The 10,431-nt window shown below is 65.9% G+C and carries 10 protein-coding genes; 8 read left to right on the top strand and 2 right to left on the bottom strand.

Annotated features, from left to right (window positions below; genetic code table 11):
* Nucleotides 1–519: 519 nt before the first annotated feature.
* Entirely contained in the window at nt 520–903 is a 384-nt protein-coding gene (locus tag KHO41_RS36700; protein WP_211958137.1) for a hypothetical protein, read from the top strand.
* A 38-nt stretch (nt 904–941) separates the two neighbouring features.
* Here the strand turns inward: KHO41_RS36700 and KHO41_RS36695 are convergent, their stop codons facing one another.
* The gene (locus tag KHO41_RS36695; RefSeq protein WP_211958136.1) at nt 942–1,466 is read right to left on the bottom strand and encodes a MarR family winged helix-turn-helix transcriptional regulator; all 525 of its coding nucleotides are present in this window, start codon (nt 1,464–1,466) and stop codon (nt 942–944) included.
* 346 nt (nt 1,467–1,812) lie between these two features.
* On the opposite strand from KHO41_RS36695, the gene KHO41_RS36690 reads away from it, so the two are divergent.
* The 7 genes from KHO41_RS36690 to KHO41_RS36660 all read left to right on the top strand — a co-directional run bounded on the left by KHO41_RS36690 (nt 1,813) and on the right by KHO41_RS36660 (nt 9,302).
* A complete protein-coding gene (locus KHO41_RS36690) occupies nt 1,813–2,799 on the top strand; it encodes a Bug family tripartite tricarboxylate transporter substrate binding protein (protein ID WP_211958135.1) in 987 nt (328 codons plus the stop codon).
* Between the two features lie 46 nt (nt 2,800–2,845).
* Nucleotides 2,846–5,143 carry a xanthine dehydrogenase family protein molybdopterin-binding subunit gene (locus KHO41_RS36685; RefSeq protein ID WP_211958134.1) on the top strand — a complete coding sequence of 766 codons (2,298 nt, stop codon included), beginning with the start codon at nt 2,846–2,848 and terminating at the stop codon, nt 5,141–5,143.
* Nucleotides 5,136–6,002, top strand: coding sequence for an FAD binding domain-containing protein (locus KHO41_RS36680; RefSeq protein WP_211958133.1), 867 nt, complete (start codon nt 5,136–5,138; stop codon nt 6,000–6,002). Before KHO41_RS36685 ends, KHO41_RS36680 begins: the two co-directional genes overlap by 8 nt.
* A gap of 10 nt (nt 6,003–6,012) precedes the next feature.
* Nucleotides 6,013–6,489 (top strand): (2Fe-2S)-binding protein, encoded by a 477-nt coding sequence (locus KHO41_RS36675; RefSeq protein ID WP_211958132.1) that lies wholly within the window; start codon nt 6,013–6,015, stop codon nt 6,487–6,489.
* A complete protein-coding gene (locus KHO41_RS36670; RefSeq protein WP_211958131.1) occupies nt 6,479–7,243 on the top strand; it encodes a CoxG family protein in 765 nt (254 codons plus the stop codon). Before KHO41_RS36675 ends, KHO41_RS36670 begins: the two co-directional genes overlap by 11 nt.
* Nucleotides 7,244–7,433: 190 nt before the next feature.
* Complete coding sequence (locus KHO41_RS36665; RefSeq protein WP_211958130.1) at nt 7,434–8,258, top strand: IclR family transcriptional regulator; 825 nt, start codon at nt 7,434–7,436, stop codon at nt 8,256–8,258.
* A gap of 12 nt (nt 8,259–8,270) precedes the next feature.
* Complete coding sequence (locus KHO41_RS36660; protein ID WP_211958129.1) at nt 8,271–9,302, top strand: Bug family tripartite tricarboxylate transporter substrate binding protein; 1,032 nt, start codon at nt 8,271–8,273, stop codon at nt 9,300–9,302.
* A 12-nt stretch (nt 9,303–9,314) separates the two neighbouring features.
* Here the strand turns inward: KHO41_RS36660 and KHO41_RS36655 are convergent, their stop codons facing one another.
* Entirely contained in the window at nt 9,315–10,151 is an 837-nt protein-coding gene (locus tag KHO41_RS36655; protein WP_211958128.1) for an IclR family transcriptional regulator, read from the bottom strand.
* Nucleotides 10,152–10,431 lie beyond the last annotated feature (280 nt).

Genomic DNA, 10,431 nt, shown 5'->3' with positions numbered 1-10,431 from the left:
GCTCCTGTCGAGGCTCGAGGCGAATTGCCTCGGTCCTCAACATAGGAAACAGCGCTGGCGGTTGAGTCACTTCGCGCTTGGCCGGAGGGTTACCGCGCGAGCGGTTTAGTCCTCTGGCTGGTCTCGGCCTTCCGCGGAAATGGGTGTTGAATTTCTCTTCGGCGCGCCCCCCCATGTCCCTCGCTTGAATTACCCAGCATTCAACGATTGACTTCCCGCATCAATCTTTCACAATCCGCACCTTGAGTGTGAACGTCAGTCTTCTCTAGACTGGCCGAGCTCCTGAAACAGCAGGAGTCGGGTGTGAGAACCCGGTTCCCGGTACGGCGAATGATGGCGAGAGCGATCATTCGCTTTTTGATGCGCTTGTGCACGCAATTGCTTTATGGCGGGCCGGGCGGGGCCAGCTTCGGCTGGGCCGGTTTCCGTGGCGTCCGGTTTCTCACCCCCGTCGTCAGGCCCGCCACCTCACGTGAGAATGAGTGGTGGTCCTTCGCTCATACATCAATGAGGTCAGCAATGCCACAAACCATCAATGATCGGGCCGCCAGCATGCATCGATCTGCGGTCGATTCCGATTCCTTCATCGCCCCAAGGCTCGACGAGCCAATCTCACACTTCAGCCCTGAAACCCTGCGCGCAGCCCGAAAGGATGCATTGCCAATTCCTCGGCAGCTTGTGTTGCTTAATTTGTTGGATCAGGCCACCTCAGTCGTACGCGGCGCGGCATGCGCACTGACGCTGCTCGCCCAAAGCGATTGCGACGCCCAAGACGAAGGCACCGTGGCCCTGCGTTCAGCAAGCACCGACGCACTGCGAGCCCTGTGCCAGGCCTCCCTCGCTCTGCTTGCAGACCGGATCAGCGAAGTAGGCGAGGGGATCGAAGCCGCGGCGGCAGCGTAGCCACCGCCGGTCCTGAGGGGCGTCCGTCAGGAACGCCCCTATCCCTGCCCCTTCAACAACTTCCTCAACCCCAGATAAACCGCCCGCCGCTCCTCGGGCTCCAACTGCCGAATCACCTCCGCCTGCCCGCGTCGCGCGAGTGGCATTACCTCGTCATGCAGGGCAATCCCGGCATCCGTCACGCTGCAGATGAGTTTCTTGCGCGGCGTATTCCCCTCTGTCTCCAGATGCACCAGCCCGCGCTCCTCCAGTAGCCGCAGCGTGCGGCTGACCAGCGCCTTGTCCGATGTGGACTGCACCACGAGTTCCGAGAACGGCAACTTCCGCGCATGCGCCAGCAGCGCCAGGATGCGCCACTCCGGCACGGTCAGGCCGAATTGCTCGGCATAGGGCTGCGTCACCGTGCTCCGCAGCCGCGTGATGAGCTGGCTCAGCATGGTGGTCAGGAAGTTGTCCACCGTCAGGCCGTTGCCGGCCTCGTCCAGGTCGGTCCAGGGGCTGTCGTCTGCAGTGCGGGGCGGCTGAGCCTGCGGGCCTGTTGCAGGCCCGGTGTTTCGGGTCATGAATTCCTTCCGGTTGAGACGGTTCGAGGACGCTGTGCGGTGCCGGAGCAGGCGCCCAAGCGGCGTGAAGGGCGCCAGATTGTCTCACAGGCGGACACGATGTCCGCGGATACGGCGCTTCCGCCATATGCGTTTTGGAAAACATAATTCTCACATTGTCAATCAGTGATTAACGTAAGTTGAGTAGTCAACAAACGCGACCTAGCATGTATGCATGTTCCTGATGTGAACATACGTTTTGCTAATGAAACACTCGTAGAGGTGTTTTCCATCGAGCCAACCCTGTCTTCGCGTTGAGTACAACCGACCCGACTCCCGCCGCGAAGCGCCCCCACAGGAGCTGTTGATGAAACGAGACCGCCGACTTTTCCTTGCTGCCACTGCCATGGCAGCGCTGGTGCTAGCCGAGGGCAGCACGGCCGCTGCCGCTGCCTATCCGACCAAGACCGTGACTATGGTGGTCGCCTATCCGCCGGGCGGCGATACCGACGCCATGGCGCGCCTGTACGCCGACAAGCTGTCGGCCCGCCTCAAGCAGCCGGTGATCGTGGAGAACCGGCCGGGCGCCGCTGGCGTGGTCGGGACTTCCTTCGTGAGTCGTGCGCCGGCCGATGGCTACACGCTGCTCTATACGCCGAACCCGTTCACGCTCGCGCCGATGGTGCTCAAGCTCGCGCCGGCATCGAGCTATGACCCGCTGCATGGCTTCACGCCCGTGATCCAGACCGCGGTGCAGGCGGTGCTGCTGGTGGCCAACCCGGCGGCTGGCGTCAAGACGGTTCCCGAGATGATCGCCGCGGCCAAGGCGGGCAAGAACTTCACCTACGGCAGCCCGGGCGCCGGTTCGCCGATGCACATCGCCGGCGAGATGCTGAATCGCGCCGCGGGCGTGAAGATCCAGCACGTGCCGTACAAGGGCGTGGCGCCGGCCGTCAATGACGTGGTCGCCGGCCACGTGAGCTTCGCGTACGTGACGCTGGGTCCGGTCGCGCAGTACATCAACACCGGCAGGCTGATTCCGCTGGCTATCACCGACGCCAAGCGCTCGGCGCTGCTGCCCAATGTGCCGACGCTGGCCGAGCTTGGCTACAAGGACGTGGTGGTCGGCGCCTGGCACGGCGTGATGGCGCCCAAGGGCACGCCCGCCGAGATCGTGAAGGTGCTCAACGAGCAGCTCAACGAAGTGATCCGGCTGCCGGACGTCACCGAGAAGATGGCCACGTTCGGCGCGATTCCGGTCGGCGGTGCGCCCGCTGCGCTCGACAAGGTAAACGCTTCGGATTACGAGCGCCTTGGCAAGGTGATCCGCGACATGGGCATCTCGGCGGAATGACGCAAGGCGCAGCAGATCCATGCAACACAAGACGCAGGAGGCGGGCATGAGCCAGTCCATCGTGGGAGCGTCCACGCCGCAGGTGACCGCGCGGGAGAAGGTCATGGGACGCGCGCAGTATGCCGGCGATATCAAGCTGCCCGGCATGCTGCATGCGAAGGTGCTGCGCAGCCCGCACCCGCATGCGCGCATCGTCGGCATTGACACCGCGGCGGCGAAGGCGCTGCCCGGTGTCAAGCTGGTGGTGACCGGGCGCGATACGCCCACGCGCCTGTGGGGGCCGCACCGCAAGGAGCAGCGCGTCCTCGCTGTCGGCGTGGTGCGCCACGTCGGCGAGGAAGTGGCGGCCGTGGTCGCGGTCAGCGAGGAAATCGCGCGCGATGCACTCGACCTGATCCGCGTCGAGTACGAGGAACTGCCTGCGCTGCTGAGCCCCGAGGCCGCACTGGCCGACGGGGCGTTGGAAGTCCATGCCGGCACAAGCAATATCGGCCATGAGATGCATATCGAGCGCGGCGATGTTGAGGCCGGCTTTGCCGAGGCCGCCGCGGTGTACGAGGCCACGTACGACATGCATTCGCAGTACCCGGGCTATCTGGAGCCGATGGCGTCGGTCGCGACGCAGGACGGCAACGGGCGCCTGACGGTGTACGCGTCGACGCAGTCGGTGTTCCTCGCGCGCAGCCGATTGGCCGAGGCGCTGGATCGGCCGGCATCGACGATCCGCGTGGTGCAGGCGACCACGGGCGGCGGCTTCGGCGCGAAGATCGTCGAGGAGAACAACAGCCTGATCTGCGCGTTCCTGGCGACGAAGCTCAATCGTCCGGTGCGGATGGTCAACAATCGCCTCGAAGATTTCCAGGGCGCGCGCGCGAGCGTGCCGGCAAAGGTGTGGCTGCGCATCGGGCTGTCCGCCGACGGCATGATCGTGGCCAAGGATGTGCGCATCACGGCCGAGTGCGGCGCGTATGCGGGCCTGGCCGGCGACGTCATGCACGTCAGCGCCATGCGCAGCGACAACATGCATCGCGTGACCAATGTGCGATCGCATGCGGTGCTCGCGTACACGAACAACCCGCCGCGCGGTGCGTTCCGCGGCTTCGGCGGGCAGCAGATGCTGTTCCCGCTGAACTGCCACCTGACGGTGCTGGCCGGGATGATCGGCATGGACCCGATTGAAGTACACAAGCGCAATGCGATCGGCCGCGGCGAGACCAGCGTGCATGGCTGGCAGATTGGCAGCACGGGCATGCAGGAATGCCTGGAGATGACGCGCAAGGCAATCGGCTGGGACGCCAAGCGCGAAGCGCCGCGCGGCACCGGCACGCGCCGGCGCGGCGTGGGCATTGCGGCGGCGATGCACGTCAGCGGCAACCGCACGCTCGGCAACTGGGATGGCTCGACCATCCTGCTCAAGCTCAACGAAGATGGCCGCGTGATGCTGCAGACCAGCGAATGCGACATGGGGCAGGGCGCCAACACCATGCTGAGCCAGATCTGCGCACAGGAGATGGGGATTCCGCTGTCGCACGTGACCGTGATGGCGCCGGATACCGATACCTCGCCGTTCTGCCTCGGGTCGCTCGCGTCGCGCGTGACGATCATCTCGGGCAACGCCGTGCTGCGTGCGGCGCGTGAAGCGAAGCAGAAGGTGATGGGGCTGGCGGCCGAAAAGTTCGGCGTCGATGTGGAAAGCTTGGTGTTTGCCGATGGCCGCATCAGCGTGCCGGGCCAGCCGGACAAGTCGGCCACGCTCGCAGAAATCGCACGGCTCCATATCTTCCGCCACGGCGGCGAAGGCATCCATGTGCGCGCCACCTATGACGCGCCCACGGTGATGCATGACGCCAACTACTACGGCAACATCGCGCCCGCCTATTCGTTCGCGGCGCAGGCGGTGGAAGTGGAGGTCGATACCTGCACGGGCCGCGTGACCGTGATCGACAGCTTTGTCGCCGATGACTGCGGCAAAGCCATCAACCCGCTTGCGGTGCACGGCCAGACGCACGGTGCTACGGTGCAGGCCATCGGCTGGACGCTCTACGAGCACCTGCGCTACGAAGACGGTCGCCTGCAGAACGGCAACTTCGCCGACTACACCATGGCCACGGCCGATGCGCTGCCGATGCTGCGCACGGACCTCGTCGAGTCGAACGATCCCAACGGCCCGTTCGGCGCCAAGGGCGCGAGCGAGACGGCGATCCTGCCCGGCGCAGCGGCGATTGCCAACGCGGTGCATCACGCCATCGGCATACGCATTCATTCGCTGCCGATCACGCCCGAGAAGGTGCTGGCTGCATTGCGCGAGCGCGAAGAGATGGAGAAGGAGAGCGCCCATGCGTGATTTCGAATTCCTGGAGCCGGCCACGGTCGGCGAAGCGAGCCGCATGCTGGCCGACCTCGGCGACAACTGCCGCGCGTACGCGGGCGGTACGGCGCTGATGCTTGGCATGCGCCAGCGCATGGTGACGCCGAGCCATGTGGTCTATCTTGGCGGGCTCGATGCGCTGCGCGGCATCACGTTCGATCCGAAGCAGGGGCTGCGCATCGGCGCGCTGACCCTGCATGCAGAGGTCGCGCGTTCGCCCGTCGTGCAGGCGCATTACCCGATGCTGGCGAGCATGGCTTCGCGCGTGGCGAATCCACAGGTGCGCAACCAGGGCACGATCGGCGGCAACCTTTGCTATGCCGATCCGGCCACCGATCCGCCGGGCTGCCTGATGGCGCTCGGCGCGCAGATCGTGCTGAGCGGCCCGGGCGGTGAACGTGTGCTGGCGATCGAGGATTTCCTCGTCGATTACTACGTCACCGCACTGACTCCCGGTGAGATCGTGACCGAGATCCGCTTGCCTGCGCCGGCAGCCGGCGCGGACGGACGCTATGCGCGCTTCCTGCGCACCGCCGCGGAACACCGGCCGCTCGCCAGCGTGGCACTGTCGGTGCGGCGCGAGGGCGATTTCTGCTTGGACGCGCGTCTGGCGGTCGGTGCATCCACGCCCATCCCGGCCCGCCTGCACCGCGCCGAGTCGCTGCTGTCCGGCAAGACCGTGACTGCAGAGCTGGCGGCCGAAGCTGCTGACATTGTCGCCGCTGACATCAACGCGGTATCGGACATGCGCGGCACGGAGGATTTCCGCCGCCATATCGTGTGCACGGTCGCACGCCGCACCATCGCCGAGCTGTTCGGCGTGGCTGCGGACTGAGGAGTTGCCCATGAACAAAGTCACCATCGATGTCACCGTCAACGGTGAAGAACATACCGTCGAGGTCCCCGCGCGGCGCATGCTGTCCGACCTGCTGCGCGACGACCTGAACCTGACCGGCACCAAGCGCGGCTGCGAGACCGGCATCTGCGGCGCCTGCACGGTGCTGGTCGACGGCGAGGCCGTCAAGTCCTGCCTGATGCTGGCCTCACAGGTCCGCGGCCGCCACGTGATGACCGTCGAAGGCCTGGCCGCCGACGGTGAACTGCACCCGCTGCAGCAGTGCTTCATGGAATGCGGCGGACTGCAGTGCGGCTACTGCACGCCGGGCTTCCTGATGACGTCGTGCGCGCTGCTGGCCAACAATCCCAACCCAACGGAAGAGGAAGTCCGCCACGGTCTGAACGGCAACCTGTGCCGCTGCACGGGCTATGTCGGCATCGTCGAATCCATCCTGTCCGCCGCGGAGAAAATGCGTGGAAATTGAAAAGACCCTGGTCACCGCGGCGCCGCCGGCACGCGTGTGGGAACTGATGCTCGACCCGAACGTGATGGGCGCTTGCGTGCCCGGCATGGAATCGATCGAGGTCATCAGCGATGTCGAGTACATCGCGCATATGGCGGTGAAGATCGCGTTCATCAACGCACGCTTCCGCCTGCATACGAAGATCGTCGAGACGCGCGCGCCGCACTACCTGCGTACCGAAGGGACCGGGGAGGATGCCTCGGTGGCGAGTTCGCTGCGGCAGACGAGCGAGATGTTCCTGACGGAGCAGGAAGATGGCTCGACGCAGTTGCGCATCAAGGTACAGGTCGATGTGCTGGGGCGGCTCGGCACCTTCGGCCTGAGCGTGATGAAGACCAAGGCTGACCGGATGTGGGACGAGTTCGGCGCCAACCTGCTCGCGCGGTTGTCGCCGCAGGCCGGGCAGGCCGTGGCGGCAGCGGTTCCGGCTGCGACGCCGGCCGCAACGGCACCTGCTGCCATGCCGGCGGCGGCGCCTGCATCGGTCGCCGCGCACAACGGACACGCGGCGAGCGCGCCGGTCTGGAACGGTAACGGCCACGGCGGCGGCAACGGCGGCTTCCTGTCGCGGCTGCTGGGGCGCGCACCGGTGCAGCGCGGCCCGGTCTCGGACATCTGCGTGGAACTGCGCCGCCGCGACGAGACCATCGTCGTGCGCTGGCCGGCCCAGCATGGCGAGCAGTGCGCGGCTTGGCTGCGGGACTATCTGAAGTAAGGGCGGGGGAACGTGTGGTGGCGGGCGAACAACCTGCCGCCACGCGGGGTTTGTCGGCGTGACGGGTACCCGACGGGGCTCAGGCGTGATATATGGGACAGTTACGGATGCATGCGGCAGCGGGAAACCGCCCCGCAAAGCACCCGAAGCACGTCCAGAACGCCAAAACTCGCCATAGCAGAGACAGACCATGACCACCGAATCGCCGCCCGAAGACGCCCAGGACAAGTACATCGTGCCCGGGCTGGAGCGCGGCCTGCGGTTGCTGGGGGAATTCAGCAGCCGCGAGCGCACGCTGTCGGCCGCTGAGCTGGCGCGGCGCCTGAAGGTGCCGCGCTCGACGGTTTTCCGGCTGCTGGCTACGCTCGAGATGATGGGCTTTGTCGAGCGCACCGATGGCGGCCGGGAATTCCGGCTCGGCATGGCGGTGCTGCGGCTTGGCTTCGATTACCTGGCCTCCCTGGAACTGACCGAGCTTGGCCGCCCGTTGCTGGACCGCCTGCGCGACGAAATCCACTATCCGTGCAATCTGGTCGTGCGCGACGGTCGCTCGATTGTCTATGTGGCCAAGTCCGTGGCACCGCGCCCGTTTGCCAGCACGGTCAACGTCGGGACGCGCTTGCCGGCGCATGCGACGGTGCTCGGACGCGTACTGCTCGAAGACCTGTCGCTCGACGAACTGCGCGCACTGTATCCCGAATCACAACTCGAAGTGTTCTCGGAAAGCACGCCGCGCACGGTCGAGGAACTCTACGACATGGTCCAGCGTGACCGTGAACGCGGCTATGTGCTGCAGGAAGGTTTCTTCGAGGCCAGCATCTCGACCATCGCGGCACCCGTGCGCGACCGCACCGGCAAGGTGGTCGCAGCGCTCGGGGCAACCATTCCCGCTTCACGCATCGATCCGGATCAACTGGACACCATGGTGGAAATGGTCAGGAACGCCGCTGCGGAACTGTCGCGGCTGCTCGACTACCGTCCGCCCGAACCGCCCCGGCCTTTTGGCCTGGGCTGAAGCACTCAGACAATGCAGCACAGCAACACCAGCCCCCACAACAAGATGCCCGCTATCCATACCAAGCGCCGGTGGCTCACCACCGTGGCTGCAACCCTGCTGGCAACGGCCGGCATGGTCACCCAGCATGCCGAGGCCGCCTGCGCCAATGTGCGCATCGTCGTCCCGTTCCCGGCCGGCGGCCCCGCTGACCAACTGGCGCGAACGCTTTCGCACGGGCTGCAGCAGCGGCACGCGGACGTTCCCTACATCGTCGACAACAAGCCCGGTGCAAACGGCAATATCGGCATCGACGCCGTACGCCGCGCCGCGGGCGATGGCTGCACGCTGCTCGTGGTGCCTGCCGGCAACCTGACCATCAACCCGACGCTGTTCCCGGCGCTGTCCTATCAGGTCGAGCGCGATTTCCGGCCGGTGTCGCTGCTCGCGAGTTCGCCTAACGTGCTGGCCGTGCATCCAGCGGTCAAGGCGAAATCCGTGCAGGAACTGATCGGGCTCGCGCGGCAAGCGGCGCAGGCGGGTTCACCGATGGGTTATGCGAGCCCCGGTGTCGGCAGTGGCCTGCATCTGGCGGGCGAGCTGTTCCGGCACAAGGCCAACGTGACGCTGATGCATGTGCCATACAAGGGCACGACGCAGGCGCTCAATGACGTGGTGGGCGGGCAGGTGCCGGTGCTGCTCGGTACGTGGCCGACGCTCGCGCCGTTCATCCAGTCAGGCAAGCTGCGCGCGCTGGCGGTGACGCAGTCGAAGCGTTCGCCGGCGGCGCCCGGCGTGCCGTCGCTGGCCGAGCAGGGCGTGACAGGTATCGATGTCAGTTCGTGGTATGCGCTGCTGGTGCCGCGTGCGACACCGGCAGCGGCCGTCGACGGCCTCGCCACCGAGGTGCGCGCATTGCTGGGCACCGCTGCCGTACGGGCCGACCTTCAGCGTCAAGGCATGGAGCCAGTGGCCAGCACGCCTGACGCGCTCGCCGCACGCATCCGAGAAGAAACTGCCGCGTGGGCGAAGCTGATCCGCGAATACGACATCAAGGCCGAATAACGGCCAGCTGCGCTAGCGCTGACGGCCGCTGCTGGCGCGGTCGCCGAGCAATGCTGACAGGTCGCGTGCCGCGGCCTTGACCTCGCGCTCGACGCGCTCGCGCAGCGTGCTGTCGGTTTCGAAGCGCTGCTGCGGACCCGCCACGCTGATCGCGGCGATCACTTCTCCGCTGGCATCGCGTACAGGCGCTCCGCACGAATCGATACCTGCTTCAAACGCGGAAAAGCTCCATGCGCAGCCGCGTTCTCGGTCGGCGGCCAGAATATCGGCCAGCCGCGCATGCGTGGCCGGGCTCTGGCCGGTCACGGTAGGCAGCGGGTCATCGCCAAGCAAGGCGCGCAGTTCTTCAGGTGGCAGATCGGCGATCAGCATCCGACCCGGCGTGGTGAGGTGCGCGGCCACGCGGCTGCCGACCTGGATATTGCTGACCAGCGAGGTGTTAGGCATATCGCGCAGCAGATAGAGCGCATGGCCGCCATCGCGCACGACGAGGTAGGCCGATAGCTGCAGCGATCCGCTGAGCCGCGCGAGCACGCGCCGTGCGAATGTGGTCAGGTCGTTGGCTGCCAGCACGCGCGAAGCCAGCTTCAGGAACCCGAATCCGATCTCATGCCCGCCCTGCGGCAGGCGTTCCAGCATGCCTTCGTGCTCTAGCGTCGCGAGCAGCCGCATCACCGTGACACGGTTGACGTCGATGCGCCGGCCGACTTCGCTGAGATTGGCGGTCGAGCCGCCTTCGGCAATGAAGCGAAGCAGCCGCAGGCCGCGGATGACGGGGGAGACCAGTTGCTGGTCTTTGGCGTCGTCGGTGTCGGCGTTGTTGTCGATATCGGGGCTAGGCTTCGGCATGGTCACAGGGAAAAGGCAAACGGCCGCGAAGTGCGGCCGTGAAACAACTGACAACGTTGAACACCGCGAATGTTGTCTCCCCTCTCCCATTTATGGGAGAGGGGCGGGGGAGAGGGCAAGAGTCCCCACGGAGTGAGGCGTCGCGATTCTTGCCAGACGCCTACCCTCTCCCCCAGCCCCTCTCCCGCAAGCGGGAGAGGGGAGCAAACAGCCTGGCCTTCGAGTTTTGTCGTGGACTTCGGCACTGGCGACATCAGGCTGTTCAGCTTGTGGACAGGGA

It is taken from the genome of Cupriavidus numazuensis (assembly GCF_905397435.1).
Lineage (GTDB): Bacteria > Pseudomonadota > Gammaproteobacteria > Burkholderiales > Burkholderiaceae > Cupriavidus > Cupriavidus numazuensis.
The sequence above is the reverse complement of the archived record's forward strand: the minus strand, read 5'-3'. Positions and strand labels throughout refer to the sequence as shown.

Bases quoted from the DNA above. Each gene is read 5' to 3' on its own strand.
- KHO41_RS36660 (WP_211958129.1), top strand. From the start codon at position 8,271: ATGCAGCACAGCAACACCAGCCCCCACAACAAGATGCCCGCTATCCAT.
- KHO41_RS36700 (WP_211958137.1), top strand. From the start codon at position 520: ATGCCACAAACCATCAATGATCGGGCCGCCAGCATGCATCGATCTGCG.
- KHO41_RS36695 (WP_211958136.1), bottom strand. From the start codon at position 1,466: ATGACCCGAAACACCGGGCCTGCAACAGGCCCGCAGGCTCAGCCGCCC.
- KHO41_RS36655 (WP_211958128.1), bottom strand. From the start codon at position 10,151: ATGCCGAAGCCTAGCCCCGATATCGACAACAACGCCGACACCGACGAC.
- KHO41_RS36685 (WP_211958134.1), top strand. From the start codon at position 2,846: ATGAGCCAGTCCATCGTGGGAGCGTCCACGCCGCAGGTGACCGCGCGG.
- KHO41_RS36690 (WP_211958135.1), top strand. From the start codon at position 1,813: ATGAAACGAGACCGCCGACTTTTCCTTGCTGCCACTGCCATGGCAGCG.
- KHO41_RS36680 (WP_211958133.1), top strand. From the start codon at position 5,136: ATGCGTGATTTCGAATTCCTGGAGCCGGCCACGGTCGGCGAAGCGAGC.
- KHO41_RS36675 (WP_211958132.1), top strand. From the start codon at position 6,013: ATGAACAAAGTCACCATCGATGTCACCGTCAACGGTGAAGAACATACC.
- KHO41_RS36665 (WP_211958130.1), top strand. From the start codon at position 7,434: ATGACCACCGAATCGCCGCCCGAAGACGCCCAGGACAAGTACATCGTG.